We start from the raw sequence: 24,923 nt of genomic DNA on the forward strand, positions 1-24,923 counted from the left end.
CCCCCTAATAGACTTGATTTTAAACCCTCACATACCACACTTAAATAAAAAGAAAGGAAGATAAAATAATGAACGCCAAAGATCGCACAAAATCCACTCAGGTTATCCATCGGGAATATAAAGATCCTCAAGGGAATCTCCACACTGAATATAAAGATCCTCAAGGGAATCTCCACACTGAGTATAAAGATGCTCAAGGGAATCTCCACAATGAGTATACAGATGCTCAAGGAAATCTCCACAATGAGTATACAGATCATCAGGGGAATGTCCACACTGAGTATCAAGACGCTCAAGGAAATCTTCACACTGAGTATACAGATGCTCAAGGAAATCTCCACACCAAGTATAAAGATGCTCAAGGGAATCTCCACAATGAGTATACAGATGCTCAAGGAAATCTCCACACCGAGTATGAAGACTCTCACGGCAATATCCAGTCGGCAGAGGAGCATCGCCGAGATGTGCGGGAGTCCCATACCGATAACAATACAGCTAAAGGAATACTAATTGGTGTGATTATCGCCTGTGTAGCAGGCCTAAGCGCGGGGGCAATTTACTTTTTGACTCAGCAGAACAACCAACAGCCCGTATATATTATCAATGAGTCAATACCTGAAAAGACTCAAGAATCTACTCCTCCTCCTGAGAAAGTTCCGGTTGTTGAGCAACCTACCGCAACAGTTGCACCGGCACCCCAAGCTGAAACACCTAAATCAACGGAGAAAGCCCCTACTCAGCCTTCTGCATCCAATCCATCCTCTAAACCATCGCAGCAATCTGAGACATCCGCTCCCAAGCCGATAGTAGCCCCCTCTTCAGATGGCAGTATCACCAGTTCCAAGCCATCCAATGACTCTAGCGCATTAGTCCCCCCGTCTAATGGGAATGTCACTAATTCTACTGTTAGTAAAACGGATGGGGATCTCAAACAGGAAATCGTGACACAGTTTAACAACAACCTACCTAACAATCAATTGAAGGTTGAGGTAAAAAATGGTGAAGTGATGGTATCAGGTACTGTTGCGACACCAGAACAACTGCAACAAATTCAACCTTTGCTCAAGTCAATTAAAGGAATTGAGAAGGTTGATATGACGGCAACTGTCGAATCTAAGTAGGTGGTTCAAGGCAACAGGGAACGAGGAACAAATCCTAATATTTCACCGAAAATCTTGGCTGTTGCCGTTCGGCTGATCTCACCGTCGAAGCCTCACGGAAGCCTGTTCCCTGTTCTCTCTCCCGAAGGGAGATAAATAATTGAAAGATCAGGAATAATAAGGAGATTGAATTGATAGACCATTCATTTTGGTTCTACGGTATCGCGTTTTTTGGGATTATTCTGGCACGGTATTTTTTGGTGGCGGGGGGAACCTATTGGTTCTTTTATTCGCCCTTCAGTCAGTCCCTTGTCAATCAAAGTCCGCAGCATCTGTCTCCTTCCTGGCGATCAATTCAACAGGATATTAAACTCTCTGTTTTCTCCGCGGGGGTGTTTGCACTGGCAGGGGGGCTTGTTCTCTCAGCATACAGTTGGGGCATTACCCGCTTGTACAGCAACCCTCAACAGTATGGGCTGTGGTATTTGGCTGTTAGTTATGGGGCGGTGGTGGTTCTCCAGGATGCCTATTTCTATTTCACCCATCGCTTGTTTCATCACCCTTTACTCTTTCGGTGGTTACACCAGGGACATCATCGATCGCGCTATCCTACCCCCTGGACTTCTTTTGCCTTTGATCCACCAGAAGCAATCGTTCAGTGTGTCTTTCTGGTAGGTATTGTCTTTGTGCTTCCATTGCACTTTATCACGTTAATTGCCGTACTTACTACTATGACGGTTTGGGCAGTGTTAAATCATCTTGGGATTGATCGCTTACCCTTATCTTTTCCTCATCATTGGCTCGGTAAATGGTTTATTGGGCCTGCCCATCATTCTATTCATCATCTCAAGTACACTGTGCATTATGGTCTATATTTCACGTTCTGGGATAAAGTATTCGGCACTCAAGATCCCGATTATGAGCAGAAACTTGATGAGCGTCTGATGGGTAAAGTCGGTGATCATAATTAATTGGATAAAAACCGTAAGGTGGGCATTGCCCACCCTAAAATTAATTTAGCAAAAGCATTAGAATTGCTGATAGTTGATTTGGTTGTTTAAGGAAAAGCAAGATTTCGGTCAACAAAGGAATAATTGCCGGAATCTCACTAAAAATATTCCCGTATGGTCAATTTAAACCTAGAAAATTTCTTCTGATTTTTAGGGTACATTGCTACTTTTTTAACGAAAGTAAATACAACCTTCTTTGTTTATGTACGATTTCGTACAATAAACAACTTACCTAATTTAAAATATTTTTTATAAAACCATCAAAAATCAATCTTAGACAATAGCCATTGATAAAATCAAGCTTAAACGACTACTTTTTATGCTTTTACCGCCTTAAACTTCATAAATAGCATCAATAAATTACTTTTTATATCAGGAAAATGTCCATTATTGTCGATTTTTATATGTGATCTAAAATACTTAAATATAGTTGTTAAATTACCTTGGATTAGCCATCAATTTTAATTGTTCATTACTTATTGTAAATTCATGGGAAAAAACAAATAACTACGTTACGATAATAGCAGAAGAAAAAGTTATTAACTGGACTCAGGTAAGCAGTCCCAAAATTCGATAAATTTCCATAAGAAATATCAATCAGGAGCGCATCATGAGTTTAAAAGATAGAGCCAAGGCAACCGCCAAAAATATCGAAGGCAAACTTCAAGAAGCAGCAGGGGAAGTGACTGGCGATCCCAAAGCTCAGTCTGAGGGCAAGGCAAAACAGGCAGAGGCGAAAGTTCGTCACACTGTCGAGGATGTGAAAGATGAAGTCAAAAAAGTGATTGATTAATCGATTATTTGCCCGACTGCTTGGGCCTCTCCCAATATTGTTCGGTTAGAGACTTTTAGTGGGTTGGGTTGAAACCTAACCCCTAACCCTCATTGTTCCCAACAGTCTTGTCGTTCATAAATAAGGGTGAAATCTATGAAATGGCAACAATTGATCCTGGCTTTCATAGCAACCTTATGCTTAATATTTGCGGGCAATGTCCTGGCACAGACTGATATAAATGTCAACAATACCAACATCGTCCGCTTTGGTGGCAGTGTAACCGTACCAGAGAATCAAGTTGTCGAGAACGCCCTGGCTTTTGGAGGAAATGTTACGGTATCACCTAATGCCAGAGTTTTGGATACTGCCGTTGCCTTTGGCGGAGATGTCATATTGAAAACAGGAGCGCGGGTGGATGGTGATACTTACTCCTTTGGCGGCAAAATCCTAGAGGAACCAGGTGTGATCGTTGGTGGTGAGAAAGCCACATTTAGCGATCGACATGGCATGATGTATGGTTATGATCGAGGTCGAAGGAGCTTCTTCGCTTATTATTTTTTCAGTGCCATTTTTAGAGTTAGTGCCGCCGTAGTAGCAGCTATTCTCGGTCTGATTATTTTGCATACCAGCCCACGATTTTTGCCTAATTTGGCCACAAAATTGCGTCAGAACCCCGGTTTGACAGGTCTATGGGGTGTCGGGGCGATTGTCTCCTTTTTCTTTGCCAGCGTGTTTCTAGCGATAACACTCATTGGTATTCCTCTGATTCCACTCCTGAGTCTGACGGCGGTTATCACGGCTCTCGTCGGGTCATTGGGTGTAGCACTTTTTGTCGGTCAATACCTAATCAATAATAGGGACAGATCGTTACAGCAACAGTTCTTAGTGGGTTTAGGGATTCTGACAGTTTTGACACTAATTCCATTTTTCGGAGGATTAGTCGTTTTCCTGGTCAATCTGTTCGGTTTGGGTCTGATCTTGCTGTGGCGATTTGGTAGAGGCAATTTACTACCGATGGAACAGCTAACCCCCACAGAGAAAGAGCTCTCAAACAAAAATTAGAACAACTGTGGCACACCAGAATAAACAGATGAATACATATTTCTTATCTACACAGAGGATTAAAAACCATGAAATTACTGCACATAGCCCTCGGCATCCTGGTTCCGCCCGTCGGTGTTTTCCTGACCTTTGGGGTCAGTTCGACCCTGTTTATCAACATTGGGCTGACCTTACTGGGTTGGATTCCAGGTAGTATCCATGCAGTTTGGGCGATCGTTAAACAAGATCAAGAACTCAACCGCCCCGTTAATCAATAAAATTGGCATTTTTAAACCAAAACTCTTTTTTTCAAGTCTTTATTGAATTAAAAACATGAACAATACTAATACTATCATTGGATATCTCGTCACTACCTTAGCAACAGCATTGGGCTTACTAATCGTTGATTTAGTTGTGCCAGGAGTAGACATTGCTACTTTCACGGCAGCATTACTCGCAGGTGTTGCTATCGGAGTGGTCAATTCCGTCATTCGACCTGTCCTTTCTACATTATCCCTACCGATTAATTTCGTAACCCTAGGGCTATTTTCATTCGTGGTCAACGGCTGTTGCTTTTGGTTAGCCTCTCTCTTAGTCCCTGGCTTTGTGGTAAATGGCTTATTAGCCTTCATTTTTGGGCCGGTTATCCTATCATTTGCCAGCACTTTCCTGAATAACTATTTTGCTGAAAAAAAGATTGGTCAATCTCCTTCTTTAACTAGCAATAACTAAAATCTTCTGACCTTGAAAATATTAAGGGGGAAAAAATTATGCCAAGGCTAGTGGGAAAACAGTCAAATAGTAGCTGGTATGCTGGACTATTTCTGATTTTTGCGATCGCAGTAGCAGTTTCACTAGAATACTTTGGGGTCATTAATATGATACCCGGCTTCGGTCGAGATCCTGGACTAAGCGATCAGTCAGGACTACCACTTCATCTCAATGACGAGTAAATAACTTAGTCAATATACGGGAGTTGAAAGACAATGTACAAGGGCCGAGACATCATTGGCAAACCTGTTGTCTCCTATGACATGGGTGAAAAATTTGACATCGTTGAAGATTTAATTTTTGACCAAAATAGCAATCAACTGCTTGGGTTTGTTGTCACTGAGTCCAGTTGGTTTAGTTCCGCTCAGGTTTTGTTGTTAAAAGATGTTCAAGCCATTGGAACTGATGCCGTAATTACATCATCTAAAGATGCGATCGCTAGAGCAACTGAGATTCCAGAAATTCTCAACATCTTAGACCATAATAATATCCTCAAAGGGACTCGCATCCTGACGATGGATGGACGAGATTTGGGAGTCATGATTGACCTTTACTTCGATGAGAGGACAGGTGAGGTTGAAGGATATGAAGTTTCTGGGGGTCTATTTGCAGATGCCTATTCTGGACGTTCCTTTGTGCCAGCTATCCAAACCCTCAAAATTGGTAGAGATGTGATGTTTGTGCCGATTCAGACAGCCCAACTCATGGAAGAGCAAGTTGGGGGAATGAGAGCAGCTATGCAGACTGTCAGTGATAAGGTTCAGGAAACGGCTCAAGTCACAGGAGATAAGATCCAGGAATTTGGGCGGAGTGCAACCACCTCGATCGCCAATTCTATTATTGATCCAGAGGAGCAAAAGGCTTTTGTGGTAGGTAGAACCGCAGAGCATGAAGTTTTAGCACCCGATGGGCAGTCCTTTGTGCTTCGGGGGCAGACAGTCACTGAGGCGATCGCTAATTCGGCAGTCTATTTGGGTATTTTGGAGCAGTTGTATCGAGCAACAGGGGGCAGATTTTCGGACAAACTTGGTGAACAGTTTGGCAATGCAGTGGCTGGTTTAACCGTTGACCAGACACAAGGCAGACGAGTTCAACAATTCGTTCGCACCAATGGAGGCTCAATCATCGCTGCACCTGGTCAAATCGTCACGGCACGGGTGATTGAACGGGCTAAGAGCTACCACCAAGAGCAAGCATTACTACAGGCGGTTGCTTTATCGACAGGTGAAGCCGCACGGGACAGCACCAGTAGTATCATGACGATGGCAGGGGAGCAGATCAAGTCCACAACCCGACAGACAGGAGAGCAACTGCAAGCGGGAGCCAAAGATCTTTGGACACAAGTAAAAGAGACAGCCAGCGAGATACAGGCTCGTGGGACTCAGGCAATCGAGGAGCAACGCATTAAAGGTGCGCTAGGGCGTGCTGTGACCCGTGTTATTCTCGATCAGCGTGATCAGGTAATTCTTAATGTGGGTGAGTTAATTACTCATCAGGCGATCGCTGCTGCCCGTCAGTCTCAGGTTCTCGATCTACTGCTTAATTCGGTTTACAACGAAAAACCCAAACTATCCCTAGAAGATCTGCGGGCCCCCCAGGCTGGTAGAGCCGCGCTTTAGGTCAAGTCGATCAAGCTTCACTTATAGAAGTTCAACGAACAACAAATAATAAATTTTAGGAGAAAGCAATGATATTAACACAACGCGCTGTCGGCACATTCTCAAATTACGAAGCAACTGAAAGGGCCCTGCATGAATTAAAAGAAAATGGTTTTTTGATGGAGCAAGTTTTAGTTGTGGGGCGTGATATGAATCGCCAAACGGAGGAGACAGGAGCGAATACAACTAATCGACTGATAGATGTCGGCAACTTGGATACCAATGAACATGAAGTTGGACAAACCGCAGCAGAAGGATCAGTTGCTGGTGGTGCCGTCGGCGGTTTAGCTGGTTTATTAATCGGGCTGGGTATTGTCGCCATTCCTGGTGTTGGTCCAATCATGCTGGCCGGTGCTGCGGCCACTACTATCGCCACGGCTCTTTCCGGCACTGTCATCGGTGCGGCTGCGGGTAGTTTGGCCGGTGGACTTGTGGGCTTAGGTATACCAGCAGATCGCGCTAAAGTCTATAGTGATCGCATTTTGCGCGGTGATTATCTGGTCATGGTTGAAGGCTCAGAAGCTGATATTGACGTGGCTAAGTCAGTTTTAACAAGGCATGGCATTGAGAAATGGTACGTCTATGATTTGACTGATGATTCGGTTCAGACTCCGACAACAACATCTATCCATCAGACAAAAGTCCAAACAATGGAGAAATATCCCGAAAAGTCGCTCCATCGTGAGGAAAATCAAAGACCATATTTTTCGAGAGTTGACACTGAGAACTACCGTTAAGGAGGCAACATGAATAAGCTCACCAAAATCAACTTTACTCTGCCTTTACTACTCAGCGTTTTGCTGATGGCAACTATATCGGCTTGCGCTGGGGTTAAAACAACATCCGATGCTCCCAGTTCCACCGACAACAATGGGCAGGCTTCCACAACAGAAGAGACTAAAACCACTAAAGATGACGCTCAAGGTAGTATACGCAGAAAACAGCTAGATGCAGATATTAAAGCACGGGAGCAGCGCAATAATATGGGAGGCGACCCCCAAGAACGTGCTGAGGGAGATTTAGCCAGTGAAGTGCGTAGCAAACTAGAGGCCAATATCCCTCGTGGTCAGCTTACCGTCACCGCTAAAGATGCAGAGGTTACAGTATCGGGGGTAGTTCCAACACAGAATGAACTCGATAAAATTCAACCTTTAGCCATGGAAATCAAAGGGGTAAATAGCGTGATGGTGAAGGCTGTTGTGAACCCATAAAACGATTTCCTGTTACTCATTAATTCTTCTTTGGAGTTTAAAAAAATGATTTCATTTCAACAGATTCGTCGCTTTTTTGTCACCATGATTTTAACTATCATGCTGGCAATTACCATCGCTTTTGACTTTGGAACTACCAATAGTTGGGCGGCAACTTCTTCCATCTCATCTATCAGTCCCTCTAATACTCAGCTAATCGCTATCTGGGGATGGGGAAAAACAAAAGCACAAGCAAAAGATATTGAAGGCAAAGCCCAAGAAGCAGTGGGAAACCTGACTGGTGATCCTAAAGATCAGATGATGGGAAAAGCCAAAAAAATCGAAAGTCAGGCTCGTAATACAGCCGAAGATATGAAAGACAACATGAAGTTAACAGGGAGAGCTAAAGCCGTAACAAAAAACATTGAAGGCAAAGCTCAAGAAGCAAGAGGTAACGTTACGGGGAACCTTGGCGATCAAGTTGCTGGAAAAGCTAAACAAGCCGAAAGTCAAGCTCGTAATGCAGTAGAAGATGCGAAAGATACGGTTCAAAATGTCTTCAATTAAGCTCAATTTAAAAACATCTCAATGGAGGGAATTATGTCTAATCTTCTTTGGACTGTCGCTGTCATACTTGTTATCTTCTGGTTGTTAGGATTTTCAATGAACATTGGGGGTGGTTTAATCCATCTGCTTTTGGTTTTAGCGTTAATTGCCATTGTCTATAACTTGGTGACAGGGCGAACCATTGGCTAATAACTATTGTGACTTGTTTGTCAGCAAAAAAATCTGACTTGTTAACAAGTTGCGATAATTAGCAAACTCTTTTAAGGTTTCGTTCCAATGGTCCGTTTTGGGAAAAATCCATGATATTTAAGAAGTCAGTTAAGACTATATTGCTGGGATTTGCTCTCTGGTTTTGCCTTTTTGTTGGTATTGGACAAAACCCTGTCATAGCAATAACTCTCACGGAGACTGACTTGCTATCTCAAGAAAGGATACTTATACCAACTCTGCCCAAAGAACCCCTCAATCTAGAATCGGGAGTTGATCGCTTTCTCACGTCGATTCCACAAGGCTATTATACGATCGCCAGTGTCGAAAGCCTAAAAAGCCTGTTAGAAAACCCTCAAACCTTGTTGGTAGACGTGCGAGAACCCTCTGAGTATCAGTCGGGACATATACCCAACGCGATCAATATTCCCCTCCGAACCTTGACGCAGAATTTGGACAAAATCCCGCAAAATCGCCCTGTGGTTTTCTACTGTTCTTCCGGCTATCGGTCGGGAATGGGGGTGATGACCTTGCATCTGTTGGGATATGAAAATATTCAGGGATTTCCCCCAAGTTTTCTTGGCTGGAAAGCAGCCGGAGAGGCGATCGCCAAATCATGACATAAGGAGATTCATCATGGACAGTAATATTCCTCTGGAAAGTCCATCCCTATCAAGGCGGCAACTCATCAACTTTTTTACCGGAGCCACCATTGCTGTTCCTGCTGGTTACGCGCTTTACGTTGCCGGAAAATTCTTGATTCCTCCCCCAGAAAAAACCGGCCCTGGGGGTGCTATCCCTGCCAAAGATGTTTTAGGTAACTTAATTCCCGCCTCGCAAATCTTAGCAGAATCCCCAGGAACCCGTGCCTTGGTTGCGGGTTTAGCAGGAGAACCTACCTACCTAATTGTCAAAGAAGATAACACCCTAGACAGCATCGGGATCGTTGATAACTGCACTCACCTCGGTTGTACCTTTCCTTGGAACCCGATAGATCAGCAGTTTCAATGTCCCTGTCATGGTTCCCGCTATGCCCCTGATGGCTCGGTGGTAAGGGGGCCAGCCCCTCTGCCCCTCAAGATTGTCCAAGTTGCGGTGATCGATAACAGTATTTTAATCTCGCCCTGGACGGAAACCGATCCTCGCACGGGAGAAAAGCCCTGGTGGGCCTAATGATTCCCCATTGTCAATCAATTTGTTACTAATTAATTCTTTTTTGGAGTTTAAAAAAATGATTTCATGTGAAAGATACAGTTCAAGATATCTTTAATTAAAGATCGATTGGAATAATGTTTAAATCACTTTTATCTAAATAGAAGAGGGAATTATGTTAGATCTCGTTTGGACTGCTGTTGTTATACTTTTCATCCTCTGGGTGTTAGGATTCTCCGTTCACATTGGCGGTAGCTTAATCCACCTGCTTTTGGTTTTGGTGCTGATTGGTATTGTCTACAACTTACTGATAAGACGACGCATTTAATAACCATTTTGCCTTGTTTGCATTGCAAGCAAAAAGATTTTGACTTCCAAAGAAGCCATGATCTGAATACCATGGCTTTTTTCTAACAAATACTTAGAAATCAATCTTCCATTTAGGAACGAAAAATATGGCAACCAAGATCGAATTTCAACTCTTTGCTCCCTATAATAAGGCAGTCTCATTAATCGGTTCGTTTTCTAATTGGGAAGAAATCCCCATGGAAAAAAATGATCAAGGCAACTTCAAAATCCAAGTTGAACTAGCAGATGGTATTTATCAATATAAATTTCGTGTTCAGTCAAAAAGCTGGTTTTTGGAACCTGATCAATGGGTAGATATTGTTGATCCCTATGCCACTGATGTTGATAATGCAACCCAAAATGGTATCCTGCGAATCAAAGATGGTCAACCCATTGTTGATACTTATGTTTGGCAACACGATGACAAACCGTTACCTCCCGATCATGCTTTAGTGATTTATGAGATGCACATTGCCGACTTTTCAGGGGGTGAAACTGATGAGAAGCGGCGCGGAAAATTTAAACACGCTCTCGAAAAGCTCGATTATCTCTGTGATTTAGGCATTAATGCCATTGAACTCATGCCCGTGCAAGAGTATCCTGGTGATTATGGTTGGGGTTACAATCCGCGCCATTTCTTTGCCGCAGAAAATAGTTATGGTTCCACTGAAGATCTTAAACACCTGATTGATGAATGTCATGGCAGAGGCATTCGCGTGTTAATTGACGGCATTTATAATCACTCAGAATCCGCTAGTCCCCTAACTCAAATTGATCATGATTATTGGTATCGTCATGCTCCTAAAGATCCCGAATTTAGTTGGGGGCCAGAATTCAATTATGAACATTACGACGAGAACTTAGGCACTTATCCCGCTCGTAAATTTATTGGTGATAATGTGCGTTTTTGGATTGAAGAGTATCATACGGACGGTATTCGCTACGATGCTGCTCGACAAATTGGTAATTACGATTTCCTACGCTGGATTGTTGAAGAAACAAAACTTGTCGCGGGTTCTAAGCCATTCTACAATGTTGCTGAGTATATTCCTGAAGATAATAGCATTACTGGTTATGATGGCCCCATGGATGGTTGCTGGCATGAAAGTTTTTACAATTCCATTGTCGCGCATTTATGTGGCGATCGCTTCGATATTGAGGAACTCAAAAACGTACTCGACTGCAAACGTCAAGGGTTTATTGGTGTAACCAATGTAGTCAACTATCTGACTAATCATGACCATAATCATTTAATGACGGAATTTGCCAATCGAGAGATATTTGATGATTCAGCTTTTAAACGAGCTAAACTGGGAGCCGCACTGATGATGACGGCTGTTGGCGTACCGATGATCTGGATGGGTGAGGAATTTGGGGAATATAAGTCTAAAACCATTGAACCGTCTAAAATTGACTGGCGTTTATTAGAGAATGATGCCAATCGCAGCTTGTTTGAATATTATAAGGGTTTAATTGATTTACGGAAGAATAATCATGCTTTTTATCATGAAAACATCGACTTTTTTCACGAAGATTCAGATAATCGTGTACTTGCCTACTGTCGTTGGAATGAAGAAGGTTCCCGCATAGTGGTTATTGCCAATTTCTCAGATAATTTCTTGGCCGGCTATCAAGTGACTAATTTTCCCGCTAATGGTATTTGGCACGAATGGACACACAATTATGAGGTGGAGACGAATGATAACAATATCATGACTGATTTGTCAGAATATGAGGCTAAGGTTTTTATTTGGCAGTAAGTAGTCCATTTGACACTCCCTCGCCGTAGAAAGGCGGGGAGAATGTTGACTTTGATCCTTTTTTATATCCAAATGAAAACTGATATTAAAAAAAAGAAAAAGTAAAAAAAAAAGAAAAATTGTTAAAATCTAACTAAATTTACTTGCATTTAGTTAGATTAAAAAAGAAAAAGTCTGCCTAAAAATATCTGTGACATAATTAAAATTATATTAGACAAATATTGATATAGTATCTAATTGTGTCCAACCATATACAATCACAAGAATTACTCTGGATAAGTAGTGTTGAAGTAGTTACTATCCTTTTTTTCTTGTTTTTTGTCTATTTATCTATATTTTATGTTAAATTTAATTATTTTTTATAGCTGTTAAGTAAACCTAAATCAGCCATTAATTCTAATGGCTTGTTACTTGTTGTAAACTATTTGGCAAAATCAAGTAATTTCTCTGTTACAATAAGAGCATGAAATTAGTCAACTATTTGTCACATTTCTGTCAAAAGAATGCTTCGCACCCACCATTGCTGAGCAATAATTAGACCCCTCTCATTTAATTGGCTAACAACAAAAGGTAAGGGGTAGAAGATGAATAATAATGCTTTTTCCCTTTACCTTTTCTTCCTTCAATAATCTTGATGATTTAGGCTGGTTCAAAATCTGAGAATCAGTAAATTATCGTTGATATATCAAATTCTTTTTTGGAGTAAAAAAAATGATTTCATTTCAGCAAATTCGTCGCTTTTTTGTTACCATGGTATTAGCAACCATGCTCGCAATTACCGTAGCTTTTGATTTTGGAACTACCAATGCTTGGGCAGCAACTTCTTCCATCTCATCTATTAGTGCATCTAATACCCAACTAATGGCTATGTGGGGCGGGGGAAATTCAACAGCGAAAGAGATTGAAGGCAAAGCGCAAGAAACAATAGGCAACATAACAGGCGATCTCGAAACTCAATCTGCTGGAAAAGCCAAACAATTTAAAGCACAAACTCTAGAAGGACTCAATAACAGTATTGTTAATCCCGACTATGAACCTGGTGGAAAAACCAAGCAAGTAGCAAAAGAAGATCGTGAAGGAACAAAAGCTATAGAAGCTCAAGCTCGTGAGAGTTTCAACTAAGGCTCATTGACTTGAAAAATTGATTACTTCAATTGACAAATTCAACCAAAAACGAATAATAAATTTTAGGAGAAAGCAATGATTTTACAACAACAACGGGCCGCGGGTATATTTCCAAGTTATGAAGCAACTGAAATCGCCCTGCGTGAATTAAAAGAAAATGGTTTTTTGATGGATCGAGTTTCAGTAGTGGGGCATGAGATGAATCGCTATACTGAAGTTACGGGAGCTAGTACAAGTAATCGATTGAGAGATGTCGGTAACTTAGATAGCAATGAAAAAGAAGTTCCACAAACAGCAGCAAAAGGAACTGTTGCTGGTGGTGCTGTCGGAGGTTTAACAGGTTTATTAATCGGACTAGGTCTTGTTGCCATTCCTGGTATTGGCCCAATAATGTTGGCCGGTGCGGCCGCAACTGCGATCGCTACAACTATTTCAGGCACAGTCATCGGTGCTGCAGCTGGTACTTTGGCCGGTGGACTTGTCGGCTTAGGTATCCCCGCAGATCGAGCAAAGATCTATAGCGATCGCGTTTCTGATGGTGATTATCTGGTCATGGTTGAAGGCTCAGAAGCCGATATCGACCTGGCTAAGTCAATTTTCGATAAGCATAGCATTGATGATTGGTATGCTTACGATTTACCTAGCGAGTCGGTGCAGACTACGACAACAGTTTCTAATCGTCACTCACGAGTCTAGAAAATTGAGGAGTGAGTTGATACTAAAATGAAGGATGGCAATATGAATAGGCTCACCAAAATAACCTCTACCCTGCCCTTACTACTCAGCGTTTTGTTGATGGTAACTGTATCGGGTTGTGCAAGCACTAAAACAACATCCGATGCCCCCAATACCACAGACAAAAATGGGCCGGTTGCGACAACAGAAAATGTTAAAACCAACCAAGAAGATGCTCAAAGTGGAACGCGCAAAAAACAACTAGAGTCAGACATCCGAGCGCGGGAACAACGCAATGATCTCGGAGGTGATACCGAAAAACGTGCTGAGGGAGATTTGGCTAATGAAGTGCGTAGTAAACTAGAGGCAAATATCCCTCGTGGTCAGCTAACCGTCACGGCTAAGAAAAGCGATGTTACTGTATCGGGGACGGTTAAAACACAGGATGAACTCAATAAAATTGAACCATTAGCAATGGAAATTAAAGGCGTTAATACCGTTATGGTAAAAGCTGTTGTGAAACCATAAAACGAACATTCGTTTATTTATGACCGCCTACTTACTTACTAATGGCTAAAAAGTCAGTCATGAATATATTAGCATTTTCAAAAGTAAGTCTAACCCTTAGATTCATGACTGTCTCATAGTAATGAAACGATCCTGTATTTATGATCAATATATTATTGATCGATCAAATTCTTTTTTGGAGTTTTAAAAAATGATTTCTTTTACACAGATCCGTAAGTTTTTTGTTACCATAATTTTAGCTTTCATGCTGGCAATTACTATAGCTTTTGATTTTGGAACTACGAATAGTTGGGCAGCAACTTCTTCCATCTCATCTATCAGTCCATCTGATACTCAGCTAATAGCTCTATGGGGATTCGGAAAAGCCAAAGCAACAGGGAAAAATATTGAAGGCAAAGCCCAAGAAGCAGTAGGCAACCTCACTGGTGATCCCAAAGATCAGATGATGGGAAAAGCCAAACAAATTGAAAGTCAGGCTCGTAATACAGCCGAAGATGTGAAAGACAAAATGCAGTTACAAGGGAGAGCAAAAGCTGTTACCAAAAATATTGAAGGCAAAGTTCAAGAAACGAGAGGTAACGTTACAGGAAACCGTGGCGATCAATTTGCTGGAAAAGCCAAACAAACGGAAAGTCAAGCTCGTAATGCAGTAGAAGATGTGAAAGATACGGTTCAAAATGTCTTCAATTAAAGCTCAAATTTTCATTACTTTTATCTGAATGGAGGGAATTATGTCTAATCTAATCTGGACTGTCGCTGTTGTACTTTTCATCTTTTGGTTGTTAGGATTCTCAATTCACATTGGGGGTAGCTTAATTCATATACTTTTGGTTTTAGCCTTAGTTGCCATTGTCTATAACTTAATGACAGGGCGAACAATTGGCTAATAAATATTGTGGCTTGTCTTGCAAACAAGCTGCGATATCTTTACTGATTTGTCGTGTTCACCTAGTCTAAAATCCCCGATTTTTTGCGAAATATTAACGAGTTTATCAGGGTTTTAGGCTTTAAAAGTCAGGAATTTGTGGTTTTTTATTCCGGGATAATCTAATGCGAAAAGAGCGACACAAAAAAAGTTTATTCTACAAACTTACCAGCAATACTGCTGAAGCTGTTGGCTCTCCCGTTGCCTCAATCTTGGCATTTAGTGTGATTATTGTTTGGGCAATCACGGGGCCGCTTTTTAAGTTTTCTGATACATGGCAACTGTGCATTAACACAGGGACAACAATTGTAACTTTCTTGATGGTCTTTCTCATCCAAAACTCACAGAACCGTGATGCCAAAGCAGTTCAACTCAAATTGGATGAGTTAATTCGCTCTAGCAGTTCAGCCCACAATGAAATTATTGATGTGGAAGAATCGTCACAGGAAGAATTAGAACAACTGGCAAAGGATTATTCCAAACTGGCTAACAATTCCCAAAAATAAAGTCTCACAAGCAAGTAAAAAAGTTTGACCATTACTATAAATCAAGGAGATTTATCCTTGACATCCTCACGCGCCCTAAAAGGGCGGTGATTCCTAAACCTCACGATTTAGGTTTCTGATTCATTCACCGTTGCATTCCACAGTTAAAAACCATGTACCGTCTTACACAGAGTCCACAGACTTTTATCCCATTTCAGAGATCCGATCCCGATAGCCCATCGGTACGGTTTCAGCTTAAGCTTTTTGTACTTGTTGCTTAAGGTTTTTACCTGTACAAGCATTTCTGTACAGAACCCCCTAACCCTAGTTTTCAAGGTGCATTGCCTACTGCTTAGTTTTCGCTTTTCGGCAGTTCAACTATATCATAAAAAATATAAAGCCGTCCTATAAGGACGGGGTTTCTACCCAAATTTTCGATGATTTTAAGGATGACGGAACTGCTGACTTTCTCACAGGTTTGATGGAGCAGCATGAACAGATAGCTTGGATGCTGCGTTCTTTTATTGAGGGAGAAGCCGTTGAAGCAGACGGTTTGAAGCCGAAGGTTGACAAAAAGATGGTCGGGGTTTAGTCAATACTGCTCGGTTAACAAAAAAAGTCGGTTGAGGCAGGGATAGGGAAGGATGGGAAGGGGGGGAAGAAGGGGAAGATAAAAACCTGACTATTACAAGATTGCTCCCCACACCGTTCGGCTGACGCTCACGGCGGAAGCCTCCCACACCTCCCACACCCCCCATCTCCAGACTGAATCACTAAGGGAAACAAACAATGATATTAAATGTCGATTTATCTACAAGGCTTCAGGCACAGTATGCCCGTCTCAGAACATGGATTTCTGAATTAGATGAAAGACTGTCCTTGCGTTATGGCGATCGCTACGACAAAATCAAGCAGCAACTCAACGGCGCAAACAACTGGTATAAAAAAACCAAATCTGAGGCTGAAAGGACCAATACTATTCCCCTAGAGCAAAGGCAAGAGAAAGCTCTGGGTGAATTTGGTAAAACTGGAGCCGCCACTGCCCGCAAAGAAGGAGTTGTCAAGCAGAGATTAAAAGAACTGTGGCACACCATAACCAACACATGAAACACCCATGAATTCTTTAACTGGTAAACCGATTTCCTATTGGATTGACTCGACTCCAAAAACGAGCTTTCCAACTTTAAGCAATGATATCGCCGTCGATGTGGCAATTGTGGGTGGTGGGATCGCAGGGCTAACAACTGCCATTCTGCTCAAAAGAGCGGGTAAAACTGTTGCTATCATTGAATCCCAAAAAATGGTAACAGGAGTAAGCGGTCATACTACTGCCAAAGTCACATCCCTTCATCAGCTAATTTACGCTGATCTGCTCCAAGATCTAGGTATAGACAAAGCGCGGCTCTATGCTGAGTCTAATCAAGCAGCCCTAGAGCAAGTCGCTAAATTTGTGGCGGAAGAGAACATTGACTGCGACTTTAGCCGCCGCAGTGCTTATACTTTTGCTGAATCGGAACAGGGACTCAAAAAAATCGAGGACGAGGTTACAGCCGCCCTTAAACTGGGATTACCTGCCTGTTTTGTAAAAGAGACTTCTTTGCCATTTGCGATCGCTGGAGCAGTCAAGTTCGATCATCAAGCGCAATTTCATCCCCGCAAATACTTACTCCATCTGGCCCAGTGTGTTCAAGGTGATGGCAGCTATGTGTTTGAAGATACGAGGGTTTTGAATGTTGAGGAAGAAAAAACATCTTGCCAGGTTATTACCGATAAAAGTGTGATAACAGCACAAGAAGTCGTGATCACGACCAATCTACCCATCCTAGATAGGGGACTCTTTTTCGCTAAAACCTATCCCAAACGCTCTTACATTGTCGGGGCAAAAATCGACCCTGAGCAAGCACCAGAGGGGATGTTTATTGGCAGTGGGGAAAGATACTTCTCAATTCGTACCACTCCTGATCGCAATGGATTATTGCTTTTAGTCGGTGGTGGTGGGCATAAAGTGGGCGAAATCTCCAAAACAGAGGAACAATACCAGAAAGTGGAGGACTTTGCTCGTGTGCGCTTTGGCATTGATACCTTTGACTATCGCTGGTCAACCCAGGACATGGTGTCATTTGACAATTTGCCCTACATCGGCAAATTAACGCCCCTTAGTTCTCACATTTATGTGGCAACGGGTTTTAGTATGTGGGGAATGACAAAAGGGACGCTGTCTGGAATGCTGCTTTCGGACTTGATTTTAGGCATCAATAACCCTTGGGCAAATTTGTATGATGCCACTCGTGCGACACCATTTGCAACGTCAGAAGGAATCAAGCAGACGATTAGTGTCGGTATGCATTGGGTGGGTGATCGATTTCAAGGACTAGAAAAATCAACGCTTTCCGAGGTGGTTTCTGGTGAAGGAAAACTGGTGACGATCGATGGTGAAAAGCTTGCCGCTTATCGGGATGAACAGGGATCGATTCACGCTGTTTCTGCGGTGTGTTCTCATTTGGGTTGCATCGTTGCTTGGAACAGTGCAGAAAAGAGTTGGGACTGCCCTTGTCATGGTGCTCGCTTCGGCTGCGATGGAGTAGTGCTTCATGGACCGGCAGTGAAAGACTTGAAGGTTTATGAGCCGTGATCGAATAACCATCTTAGCTGGTTTTTAGGTTCCTTTATATACCTTATGTCTAGCTACCTAGAATCAAAATCCCATCTCAAGCTTTTATTCTGAAGAAAAACGATGTTAGATATTAATGAAACAAAAAAAAGAAATCTACCTAACCCCGATCCACACGGTAAACAGCCCAATCATAAGCAACACGCAGGACACGATAAACACGCAGGACACAGCCCAGCTATGTTCAAACGCCGCTTCTTTATTTGCCTCCTGCTCACCCTACCCGTCCTCTATTTTGCGCCATCGTTTCAGCAGTGGTTTAATTATCAAGCGATCCAGTTTCCTGGTTCAAATTGGGTAACGCCCATTCTCTCAACCGTTATTTATTTCTATGGTGGCTTGGTTTTTCTGAAGGGGGCTTACCACGAACTCCGCAGTAAAATTGGCATGATGACTCTGGTTGCCCTTGCCATCACCGTAGCGTTTGTCTACAGCGTGGCAGTGTCTCTGGGATTAGAAGGAAATTCCTTTTATTGGGAACTAGCAACCCTAGTCGTGATCATGTTACTCGGTCACTGGATTGAAATGGCATCTGTGCAAGGAGCCAGCCGCGCTCTAGAGCATCTCGCAGATCTAGTGCCGTCCCTCGCTCACAAAAAGGTCAATGGGCAGATCAAAGATGTATCTGTGAGTGAATTAGTTGAAGCCGATCGGATTCTCATTCGTCCGGGTGAACAAATCCCCATTGATGGTGAAGTTGTAGACGGTAACTCCAGCGTTAACGAAGCTTTTTTAACGGGAGAGTCGCGCCCAGTGGTCAAAAAAGCTAGTGATGAAGTTGTTGCTGGCTCGGTGAATGGAGAGGGTGCTTTGACCATCAAAGTCACTCGCACCGGAGATAAAACAACTCTGAGCCAGATTATGCGACTGGTTAAGGAAGCGCAAGCTTCTAAAAGTCAATATCAAAACCAAGCCGATAAACTTGCTGGTTGGCTAACTTATACAGCGATCGCCGTTTCTACGCTGACGTTCATTGTTTGGCTATCAGTGGGAACAGGCGGTTTAACTTTTGCCATTAATCGTGCGGTGACGGTGTTAGTAATTACCTGTCCTCATGCCTTGGGTTTAGCGATTCCCTTAGTCATTATTAACGCCACGTCAATGGCAGCTAAAAACGGGATTTTGGTACGAAACCGAGATGCTTTTGAACGAGCGCGAGGCATTAAAACCATCGCCTTTGATAAGACGGGAACCTTGACAAAAGGACAATTCGGCGTAGAGCGGATTTATGCTGACGGTATTGAGGAGTTACCCGCCTTAGTGATTGCTGCTTCTTTAGAATCCTTATCAGAACATCCTCTCGGACAAGCGATCGTTGAGGAAGCCCATAACCGTAACAGCCAGCTTTCTCAAGGGACTGACTTCAAAGCTGTACCGGGTCAAGGCGTTGAAGGTGTAGTTAATAATCAACGCTATCGGGTTGGCAGACCAGAATGGGTTGAGGAGTTGAAATTGCGGTTTCCTCCAACCTTAGAAAAAAAACTGCAAGAAAGTGAATCGCGGGGGGAAAGCGCGATCGCATTGATGGATGATCAGCAAGTCCTGGCAGTCTTTGGGTTAGCAGATCAAGTGCGCGAATCGGCACGAAAAGCGGTGAAAAAATTACAGAAAATGGGCGTGCAGGTGGTGATGATTACAGGCGATGCTGAAGCGGTTGCCAAGACCGTTGCTGAGGATTTGCACATTGATCGCTACTATGCCCGTGTTTTGCCAGAGGATAAAGCTGCGTTGATTCGTAAGCTCAAAGCTGAACAGCCGACCGCTTTTGTTGGTGATGGCATCAATGATGCACCTGCATTAACTGAGGCAGATTTAGGACTGGCGATTGGCGCTGGAACTAATGTGGCGATCGAGTCGGCTGATTTAGTTTTAGTCAAAAGCGATCCACTGGATGCCACCTATGCGCTGAAACTGGCAAAAGCCACCTACAACAAAATGATCCAAAATTTGTTTTGGGCGACTGGATACAACGTCATTGGCATTCCCTTGGCGGCAGGAATTGCAGCACCGTTCGGCATTATCTTATCGCCAGCAGTGGGTGCAGTCCTGATGAGCATTTCGACCGTTGTTGTTTCAATTAATGCCATGTTGTTACGGCGCGTGCGTTTGCATGATTAGATGCAAACGCACGCTATTCCTATGAGTCCTGATTTTTAGGCGATCGCTTATCAGTCTTTGCGATCACCTTGAACCTATCAAAAACTTCAAAACCAAGCCAATCATCTATAATTGAAAGCCACGATCACAATACCAATCACTTGCTACAAGAGCTTGATACATAGCTGTTTGCCAAGAGTTTTTATACAGAAGAGCATAAGATTTGGCTTCATTCGTTAAGTTTATTCTTATGCCATTTAGACCACATGATTCATGAAGAGAGATTAGTAAATACCTTAAACAAGCAAGTTGCTCGGCAGCCTCTACTGAATATCGTAAATCCAACTTAAAAGCGTTAAAGTGCGACTGAACTCGCTTTTGGGATATATCATCCCAGTGATCAGGAGCTTTAACAAAAAATCGAATACTTGCAGGTGTCTTTTCTATTACTTTCGCATGGAGCCATTGATCATCAATAAAGTTCTGATGATCAAAATAAGGATGTAGGCTTTGCCCTTCTGCTGTAGTCGCAATTGCCGTGCTTTTACCTGTATTACAATCTTTACAGGATGGTACTAAATTAAATGGGAGAACCGAGAATTGAGGATATTTAGCTTTAGGCAGGTAATGATCTAAAGTAGAAGCTTGACCAAACCCACAAAATGGACATTTACCTAAAGGAGACTTTGATAACAACGAGTCATAGATCGCTCTTGCTGGTTTTGATCTTCTCACCATATGTGAGCTATAAACATTTTTTAGCTCCTTTTTAGTCACTGTGCCTAAAGCGTGTTCATCCTCCTCGCAGTTATTTGGTGGAATGGAATAAAGCTGCTTAGCCTCTACTTTTTGCTTATAATTGGTTGCTGCAACCACAATCTCGTTAGTTACCAGATTGAGGCGTGTGCGTAAATGTTCATCTGTAATGCTATTGATGCATTTTTGATATACTTCTTGAGGATCGTCATTTGGTGTAGCTAAAGCCCTCATTCGATAGCTCCCAATTGCGAATCTCTAATCATTATCATCGAACGTAAAATAGTTTTCCCCTCAAAACCAAGTTGGTGCTGATATTCTTGTTCTATTTCTTCGTAGCTCTTACCTTCAGCGACAGAATTTGCCAATAAGTGGTGAAATCCAGATTTGGAAACTTCTAATCCAAAAACCTCTCGCGTTAAAATCCCCACATTCTCTGCAAATGTCTCATTTTCTGGTCTATCGACATTTGCAATGAGCCTAGTTCTTCGGAGGATCGAAACGCAAGATTTAGGTACTTCTTGTAACACGACTGGCGAATGGGTGGCGATGATCGCTACACCATTACGATTAACCAGCAAATCAGATAACGCTCGCGTAAATGCTGATAATAATGGTGGATGAAGATGGCTTTCAGGCTCATCAAGCAGAACTAAGGTTTTTTCTTCAACTGTTTCAACCAGTTTTGTAACAGTTAAAAGTACAATGGCGTGACCCGAACTCATTCGTTTGAAAAGTGCTGCTGCTCTTTCAGAAAAATCCTGTTGATTGTCGGATAGATCCGCATATACGTTAACAAGTTCACACAAATCCATTTCAGCAAAATTAAAATCTGACTCTAACGTCTTAACCGCATTTATCCAACGGGCTTTCTTCGCTGTTAACGCAAAACATATCTTTAAACTCTTTATGAAGTCTTGGCATAAATCAACCTTATTTTTTAGTCCCCAAAGATTCTGATCTTCTTGTTGAGCAAAACGCTTTTTTAGCCCTATATAGTGATAGCGCATCCCAGCATTAGCATCAGGCTGATCATTAGGAGGAGTAAAAGGATCAAAAGCACTAAATGAAACCGAAACAACACCAGCAAAGTAATCATTCCCGATTGGTTCGGCTTTATTCTGTGATGATGGAGTAGCAAAATAGCCTGTTTCTTCTACCGCACCACGCGCAGGAAGAAGAGCATCAATCATATTATTCAGAAGGGTTGTTTTTCCCACCCCATTACGACCAATTAGTATATGGATATTGGAAGAAGGTTTAGTATTTGGCTCAACAGAAAACTCGACTTTTATGCCAGAATAACGTTCATTGTTATCCTTCTCATAGAAGAAATTATATTCAGTAAGTTGTGCTTCATGGCGCAAAATTCTTCTGAACTGATGTTCAATAGACGAGCTGTTCACCGATCTTAGTAGAGAAACCTTAAAAGCGTGTTCATTTTCGGCGATCTGAAGCCGACTAGGATCATGTACGACATCGCCGAGAGCAGTTAAAACATTAATAGCCATTTCTCCAGAGAGACTTTTTACTACGTTTTCGTAATAATCAGCATCCTGTCCAAGAGAATAAAAATTTTCAGGCAACACCTCAAATTGCTGTGGAATTTCTTTTTCAGTCCATCCACTATTTTGACCAACAAAGCCTATTTTAATATTACCAATAGTCTGCTCATTACCTTGCTCGTCAAAGATTGTGAGGAGAAATAAGGTTTTATGACCGTAATCATCCCAATTATTGGGGCTTAGATAACCCGTGTTACGAGCCTGATCTGGGAAATCGGCTAATCTTGCTAACTTTTGAAAGGTCAGTGCCATTATAAGTTTCTTAATCGATTACATTGTAATTTTGGCGTTAATGATAAATTACTATAGATTTTAACTCTAATTCAAAGGCGATCGCCATTATTTATGAGTCGTGATTTCTGGGCGATCACTTAGTCATTATTGGTCTTGGCGATCGCCATTGTTATGAATCGTGATTTTTAGGCGATCGCTTTCTCTGGTGAAGCACAATATCCTCAATTATCTATCTGAATAAAGGGTTTGCGGTATTGCGATCGCTGGTTGATTTTTTGCGAAATTGCGATATAAATGTTATGCTTGACGTAATACATAACACTTGCCTATGCCTCAAAAATATAAAGACAAACGCACAGCCAAATTTGCTACTGGCGATCGTGTCAAAGAATTTCAGGCATTTGAAAGACAAGCATACAAACGCCTAGAAATCCTAGAAGCCGCACCTAACAAAGAATCTTTAATGGCTTTACCAAGTAACCGTTTTGAGGTATTAGGCGGAGATAGAAAAGGGCAGTACAGCATCCGCATAAATGACAAATGGCGTATTTGTTTTGAGTGGACAGAAACAGAAAATCGCCCATTTAATATCGAAATTGTCGATTATCACTAAAGGAGAAAACAACTATGGCAAGACCTGCAATTCACGCTGGCGAAATCTTATCTGATGAATTAGAAGAACTTGGAATTAGTGCGTCAGAACTAGCGAGATCGCTCCATATACCCACAAATCGGATTACGCAAATTCTCAAAGGGCAAAGAGGTATTACTGCTGACACGGCACTACGTCTAGGACGATGGTTTGGCACTGGTGCAGAACTATGGCTTAATTTGCAAAAAGCCTATGAATTACGCCTAGCCGAAGAGTTAGCGGGAGAAGAAATTCAAAAGACGATTCAACCTCGTTCATCTATAAACAATCAGCCGTTAGTTCAAGTTTAGATAGATAAATTTTGGGTATGGGGAATGCGATCGCTGGTTGTGAATATTAAAGGGCGATCGCTATTCCTGTGATTCGTGGTTTTTAGGCGATCGCCAATTTCTAGCATTACTTTAGTTAATAGACATCAAATTCTCAAAAGGATGACGATTTTTCTGGCGGTAAGTATTAAAGTCTCGAAAATCAACAGAAAGTAAATTTAATCTATTTCTGAAAAAACTATGTTAGAATTTCGATAGCATAGATAAAAATTATTGATCGCTTACCCCAGATATTAACTTGATATTTGAGAGTTAAAATCATGACCGATAAACATAACCACACTGATTTATCCTTAAACCCATTTCCAATCAAAAAACTTGATGATTTGATTCGTCCTTTTATTGTGCCACCAGAACAGATTTTTGTGCCACAAAAACGGAAAATTTCTCTTGCAAAAGACTATGATCCAGGCTACAAAGCTGATTACCTCAAAAAGTCAAAAGCTAAAGGTCATTTAAAGGAAGGTATTAAGGCGTTAGCTAAATATCAGGATATTCTCTATGCCGAAAACACCCATGCTGTGCTAATTATCTTTCAGGCTATGGATGCGGCTGGTAAAGACAGTACCATTAAACACGTTATGTCGGGTATTAATCCTCAAGGATGTCAGGTGCATAGCTTTAAAGCACCATCTACAAAAGAGTTAAATCATGACTATTTGTGGCGATGTTCTAAGGCTTTACCCGAAAGAGGACGAATTGGCATTTTTAATCGCTCTTATTACGAAGAACTTTTAGTTACAAGAGTACATCCAGAAATCCTAGAGCAGCGACCGCTTTCTGTTAGTTTAATTGATAATGATATTTGGAAGCGTCGCTTTGAAGAAATCAACAACTTTGAGAAGCATCTGGTTAATAACGGGACGATCATCCTTAAATTTTTCCTCAATGTATCCAAAGAGGAGCAGAAAGAACGTTTTCTTGAACGGATTAATCGCCCTGAAAAGAATTGGAAATTCTCTGTAAATGATGCGAAAGAACGTAGCTTTTGGGATGACTATATGAGTGTCTATGAGGATATGTTCAATCACACCAGTACAGAATATGCTCCTTGGTATATTATCCCCGCCGATCACAAATGGTTTACTCGTCTAGTTGTAGCTGGCATCATTTACACCCAGTTAAAGGAACTAAACCTCAAGTATCCAGATGTCAGCGACGAACAATATCAAGAGCTTTTGCAAGCGAAGGCAATACTTGAAAGTAATGAGTAAAGATTGCTGTTGCTTTTTACCTAAAGATCGGGTTTTTAACATCAGATACAAGCTCTAAATTAAACCAAACTCATCGGAGAATTAATTG

The 24,923-nt window shown here is 41.9% G+C and carries 30 protein-coding genes; 28 read left to right on the plus strand and 2 right to left on the minus strand.

Features of this window, described 5'->3' with window-relative positions:
- Positions 1-68 precede the first annotated feature (68 nt).
- The 25 genes from VB715_RS06385 (at position 69) to VB715_RS06505 (ending at position 20,106) form a co-directional block, all read left to right on the plus strand.
- Entirely contained in the window at positions 69-1,121 is a 1,053-nt protein-coding gene (locus VB715_RS06385) for a BON domain-containing protein (protein WP_323300361.1), read from the plus strand.
- Between the two features lie 170 nt (positions 1,122-1,291).
- Positions 1,292-2,071, plus strand: coding sequence for a sterol desaturase family protein (locus VB715_RS06390; protein WP_323300362.1), 780 nt, complete (start codon positions 1,292-1,294; stop codon positions 2,069-2,071).
- 649 nt (positions 2,072-2,720) lie between these two features.
- On the plus strand, positions 2,721-2,903 hold the full coding sequence (locus tag VB715_RS06395; RefSeq protein WP_323300363.1) for a CsbD family protein: 183 nt from the start codon (positions 2,721-2,723) through the stop codon (positions 2,901-2,903).
- 135 nt (positions 2,904-3,038) lie between these two features.
- Positions 3,039-3,947, plus strand: a complete 909-nt coding sequence (locus VB715_RS06400) for a hypothetical protein (protein WP_323300364.1) — start codon at positions 3,039-3,041, stop codon at positions 3,945-3,947.
- Between the two features lie 68 nt (positions 3,948-4,015).
- Entirely contained in the window at positions 4,016-4,204 is a 189-nt protein-coding gene (locus tag VB715_RS06405) for a YqaE/Pmp3 family membrane protein (protein ID WP_323300365.1), read from the plus strand.
- A gap of 55 nt (positions 4,205-4,259) precedes the next feature.
- Positions 4,260-4,658: a phage holin family protein gene (locus VB715_RS06410; RefSeq protein WP_323300366.1), complete on the plus strand. Its 399-nt coding sequence runs from the start codon at positions 4,260-4,262 to the stop codon at positions 4,656-4,658.
- 38 nt (positions 4,659-4,696) lie between these two features.
- A complete protein-coding gene (locus VB715_RS06415) occupies positions 4,697-4,879 on the plus strand; it encodes a hypothetical protein (RefSeq protein WP_323300367.1) in 183 nt (60 codons plus the stop codon).
- A gap of 33 nt (positions 4,880-4,912) precedes the next feature.
- On the plus strand, positions 4,913-6,316 hold the full coding sequence (locus VB715_RS06420) for a PRC-barrel domain-containing protein (protein WP_323300368.1): 1,404 nt from the start codon (positions 4,913-4,915) through the stop codon (positions 6,314-6,316).
- Positions 6,317-6,384: 68 nt separating this feature from the next.
- Entirely contained in the window at positions 6,385-7,092 is a 708-nt protein-coding gene (locus VB715_RS06425; protein WP_323300369.1) for a general stress protein, read from the plus strand.
- Positions 7,093-7,158: 66 nt separating this feature from the next.
- Positions 7,159-7,566, plus strand: a complete 408-nt coding sequence (locus VB715_RS06430) for a BON domain-containing protein (protein WP_323300370.1) — start codon at positions 7,159-7,161, stop codon at positions 7,564-7,566.
- Between the two features lie 45 nt (positions 7,567-7,611).
- Complete coding sequence (locus VB715_RS06435) at positions 7,612-8,112, plus strand: CsbD family protein (protein WP_323300371.1); 501 nt, start codon at positions 7,612-7,614, stop codon at positions 8,110-8,112.
- Between the two features lie 33 nt (positions 8,113-8,145).
- Positions 8,146-8,301 carry a lmo0937 family membrane protein gene (locus tag VB715_RS06440; protein ID WP_323300372.1) on the plus strand — a complete coding sequence of 52 codons (156 nt, stop codon included), beginning with the start codon at positions 8,146-8,148 and terminating at the stop codon, positions 8,299-8,301.
- A 110-nt stretch (positions 8,302-8,411) separates the two neighbouring features.
- Entirely contained in the window at positions 8,412-8,939 is a 528-nt protein-coding gene (locus tag VB715_RS06445; protein WP_323300373.1) for a rhodanese-like domain-containing protein, read from the plus strand.
- Between the two features lie 16 nt (positions 8,940-8,955).
- Positions 8,956-9,492 (plus strand): cytochrome b6-f complex iron-sulfur subunit, encoded by a 537-nt coding sequence (gene petC, locus VB715_RS06450; RefSeq protein WP_323300374.1) that lies wholly within the window; start codon positions 8,956-8,958, stop codon positions 9,490-9,492.
- 154 nt (positions 9,493-9,646) lie between these two features.
- On the plus strand, positions 9,647-9,799 hold the full coding sequence (locus tag VB715_RS06455) for a lmo0937 family membrane protein (RefSeq protein ID WP_323300375.1): 153 nt from the start codon (positions 9,647-9,649) through the stop codon (positions 9,797-9,799).
- A 127-nt stretch (positions 9,800-9,926) separates the two neighbouring features.
- Positions 9,927-11,579, plus strand: coding sequence for an alpha-amylase family glycosyl hydrolase (locus VB715_RS06460; protein WP_323300376.1), 1,653 nt, complete (start codon positions 9,927-9,929; stop codon positions 11,577-11,579).
- 711 nt (positions 11,580-12,290) lie between these two features.
- On the plus strand, positions 12,291-12,701 hold the full coding sequence (locus VB715_RS06465; RefSeq protein WP_323300377.1) for a CsbD family protein: 411 nt from the start codon (positions 12,291-12,293) through the stop codon (positions 12,699-12,701).
- Positions 12,702-12,902: 201 nt separating this feature from the next.
- Positions 12,903-13,400, plus strand: a complete 498-nt coding sequence (locus VB715_RS06470; protein ID WP_323300378.1) for a signal transduction histidine kinase (STHK), LytS — start codon at positions 12,903-12,905, stop codon at positions 13,398-13,400.
- 42 nt (positions 13,401-13,442) lie between these two features.
- Entirely contained in the window at positions 13,443-13,907 is a 465-nt protein-coding gene (locus tag VB715_RS06475; RefSeq protein WP_323300379.1) for a BON domain-containing protein, read from the plus strand.
- Positions 13,908-14,097: 190 nt separating this feature from the next.
- Positions 14,098-14,598, plus strand: coding sequence for a CsbD family protein (locus VB715_RS06480; RefSeq protein WP_323300380.1), 501 nt, complete (start codon positions 14,098-14,100; stop codon positions 14,596-14,598).
- Between the two features lie 40 nt (positions 14,599-14,638).
- Positions 14,639-14,794, plus strand: coding sequence for a lmo0937 family membrane protein (locus VB715_RS06485; protein WP_323300381.1), 156 nt, complete (start codon positions 14,639-14,641; stop codon positions 14,792-14,794).
- A gap of 163 nt (positions 14,795-14,957) precedes the next feature.
- Positions 14,958-15,338, plus strand: coding sequence for a low affinity iron permease family protein (locus VB715_RS06490; protein WP_323300382.1), 381 nt, complete (start codon positions 14,958-14,960; stop codon positions 15,336-15,338).
- Between the two features lie 768 nt (positions 15,339-16,106).
- Positions 16,107-16,424, plus strand: a complete 318-nt coding sequence (locus VB715_RS06495; protein ID WP_323300383.1) for a hypothetical protein — start codon at positions 16,107-16,109, stop codon at positions 16,422-16,424.
- A gap of 7 nt (positions 16,425-16,431) precedes the next feature.
- Positions 16,432-17,949 carry an FAD-dependent oxidoreductase gene (locus tag VB715_RS06500; protein ID WP_323300384.1) on the plus strand — a complete coding sequence of 506 codons (1,518 nt, stop codon included), beginning with the start codon at positions 16,432-16,434 and terminating at the stop codon, positions 17,947-17,949.
- 219 nt (positions 17,950-18,168) lie between these two features.
- Positions 18,169-20,106 carry a heavy metal translocating P-type ATPase gene (locus tag VB715_RS06505; RefSeq protein WP_323300577.1) on the plus strand — a complete coding sequence of 646 codons (1,938 nt, stop codon included), beginning with the start codon at positions 18,169-18,171 and terminating at the stop codon, positions 20,104-20,106.
- A gap of 105 nt (positions 20,107-20,211) precedes the next feature.
- Here VB715_RS06505 and VB715_RS06510 read toward each other — a convergent pair whose 3' ends face one another.
- Both VB715_RS06510 and VB715_RS06515 read right to left on the minus strand, forming a co-directional pair.
- Entirely contained in the window at positions 20,212-21,075 is an 864-nt protein-coding gene (locus VB715_RS06510) for a hypothetical protein (RefSeq protein ID WP_323300385.1), read from the minus strand.
- Positions 21,072-22,658 carry an AAA family ATPase gene (locus VB715_RS06515; RefSeq protein ID WP_323300386.1) on the minus strand — a complete coding sequence of 529 codons (1,587 nt, stop codon included), beginning with the start codon at positions 22,656-22,658 and terminating at the stop codon, positions 21,072-21,074. The genes VB715_RS06510 and VB715_RS06515 overlap by 4 nt, the downstream gene beginning before the upstream one ends.
- A 310-nt stretch (positions 22,659-22,968) precedes the next feature.
- On the opposite strand from VB715_RS06515, the gene VB715_RS06520 reads away from it, so the two are divergent.
- The 3 genes from VB715_RS06520 (at position 22,969) to VB715_RS06530 (ending at position 24,835) form a co-directional block, all read left to right on the plus strand.
- The gene (locus VB715_RS06520; RefSeq protein ID WP_323291668.1) at positions 22,969-23,253 is read left to right on the plus strand and encodes a type II toxin-antitoxin system RelE/ParE family toxin; all 285 of its coding nucleotides are present in this window, start codon (positions 22,969-22,971) and stop codon (positions 23,251-23,253) included.
- Between the two features lie 14 nt (positions 23,254-23,267).
- Positions 23,268-23,582 carry a HigA family addiction module antitoxin gene (locus VB715_RS06525; protein WP_323300387.1) on the plus strand — a complete coding sequence of 105 codons (315 nt, stop codon included), beginning with the start codon at positions 23,268-23,270 and terminating at the stop codon, positions 23,580-23,582.
- Positions 23,583-23,881: 299 nt separating this feature from the next.
- The gene (locus tag VB715_RS06530; protein ID WP_323300388.1) at positions 23,882-24,835 is read left to right on the plus strand and encodes a polyphosphate kinase 2 family protein; all 954 of its coding nucleotides are present in this window, start codon (positions 23,882-23,884) and stop codon (positions 24,833-24,835) included.
- Positions 24,836-24,923: the final 88 nt, after the last annotated feature.

The sequence above is a fragment of the Crocosphaera sp. UHCC 0190 genome (assembly GCF_034932065.1).
Classification (GTDB): domain Bacteria; phylum Cyanobacteriota; class Cyanobacteriia; order Cyanobacteriales; family Microcystaceae; genus UHCC-0190.

Coding starts and splice junctions, on each gene's coding strand:
- VB715_RS06505 (WP_323300577.1), top strand. CDS start 18,169: ATGTTCAAACGCCGCTTCTTTATTTGCCTCCTGCTCACCCTACCCGTC.
- VB715_RS06515 (WP_323300386.1), bottom strand. CDS start 22,658: ATGGCACTGACCTTTCAAAAGTTAGCAAGATTAGCCGATTTCCCAGAT.
- VB715_RS06395 (WP_323300363.1), top strand. CDS start 2,721: ATGAGTTTAAAAGATAGAGCCAAGGCAACCGCCAAAAATATCGAAGGC.
- VB715_RS06435 (WP_323300371.1), top strand. CDS start 7,612: ATGATTTCATTTCAACAGATTCGTCGCTTTTTTGTCACCATGATTTTA.
- VB715_RS06480 (WP_323300380.1), top strand. CDS start 14,098: ATGATTTCTTTTACACAGATCCGTAAGTTTTTTGTTACCATAATTTTA.
- VB715_RS06460 (WP_323300376.1), top strand. CDS start 9,927: ATGGCAACCAAGATCGAATTTCAACTCTTTGCTCCCTATAATAAGGCA.
- VB715_RS06405 (WP_323300365.1), top strand. CDS start 4,016: ATGAAATTACTGCACATAGCCCTCGGCATCCTGGTTCCGCCCGTCGGT.
- VB715_RS06420 (WP_323300368.1), top strand. CDS start 4,913: ATGTACAAGGGCCGAGACATCATTGGCAAACCTGTTGTCTCCTATGAC.
- petC (WP_323300374.1), top strand. CDS start 8,956: ATGGACAGTAATATTCCTCTGGAAAGTCCATCCCTATCAAGGCGGCAA.
- VB715_RS06385 (WP_323300361.1), top strand. CDS start 69: ATGAACGCCAAAGATCGCACAAAATCCACTCAGGTTATCCATCGGGAA.
- VB715_RS06490 (WP_323300382.1), top strand. CDS start 14,958: ATGCGAAAAGAGCGACACAAAAAAAGTTTATTCTACAAACTTACCAGC.
- VB715_RS06525 (WP_323300387.1), top strand. CDS start 23,268: ATGGCAAGACCTGCAATTCACGCTGGCGAAATCTTATCTGATGAATTA.
- VB715_RS06485 (WP_323300381.1), top strand. CDS start 14,639: ATGTCTAATCTAATCTGGACTGTCGCTGTTGTACTTTTCATCTTTTGG.
- VB715_RS06500 (WP_323300384.1), top strand. CDS start 16,432: ATGAATTCTTTAACTGGTAAACCGATTTCCTATTGGATTGACTCGACT.
- VB715_RS06455 (WP_323300375.1), top strand. CDS start 9,647: ATGTTAGATCTCGTTTGGACTGCTGTTGTTATACTTTTCATCCTCTGG.
- VB715_RS06520 (WP_323291668.1), top strand. CDS start 22,969: ATGCCTCAAAAATATAAAGACAAACGCACAGCCAAATTTGCTACTGGC.
- VB715_RS06510 (WP_323300385.1), bottom strand. CDS start 21,075: ATGAGGGCTTTAGCTACACCAAATGACGATCCTCAAGAAGTATATCAA.
- VB715_RS06400 (WP_323300364.1), top strand. CDS start 3,039: ATGAAATGGCAACAATTGATCCTGGCTTTCATAGCAACCTTATGCTTA.
- VB715_RS06495 (WP_323300383.1), top strand. CDS start 16,107: ATGATATTAAATGTCGATTTATCTACAAGGCTTCAGGCACAGTATGCC.
- VB715_RS06425 (WP_323300369.1), top strand. CDS start 6,385: ATGATATTAACACAACGCGCTGTCGGCACATTCTCAAATTACGAAGCA.
- VB715_RS06445 (WP_323300373.1), top strand. CDS start 8,412: ATGATATTTAAGAAGTCAGTTAAGACTATATTGCTGGGATTTGCTCTC.
- VB715_RS06410 (WP_323300366.1), top strand. CDS start 4,260: ATGAACAATACTAATACTATCATTGGATATCTCGTCACTACCTTAGCA.
- VB715_RS06430 (WP_323300370.1), top strand. CDS start 7,159: ATGGCAACTATATCGGCTTGCGCTGGGGTTAAAACAACATCCGATGCT.
- VB715_RS06475 (WP_323300379.1), top strand. CDS start 13,443: ATGAATAGGCTCACCAAAATAACCTCTACCCTGCCCTTACTACTCAGC.
- VB715_RS06415 (WP_323300367.1), top strand. CDS start 4,697: ATGCCAAGGCTAGTGGGAAAACAGTCAAATAGTAGCTGGTATGCTGGA.
- VB715_RS06530 (WP_323300388.1), top strand. CDS start 23,882: ATGACCGATAAACATAACCACACTGATTTATCCTTAAACCCATTTCCA.
- VB715_RS06470 (WP_323300378.1), top strand. CDS start 12,903: ATGAATCGCTATACTGAAGTTACGGGAGCTAGTACAAGTAATCGATTG.
- VB715_RS06465 (WP_323300377.1), top strand. CDS start 12,291: ATGATTTCATTTCAGCAAATTCGTCGCTTTTTTGTTACCATGGTATTA.
- VB715_RS06440 (WP_323300372.1), top strand. CDS start 8,146: ATGTCTAATCTTCTTTGGACTGTCGCTGTCATACTTGTTATCTTCTGG.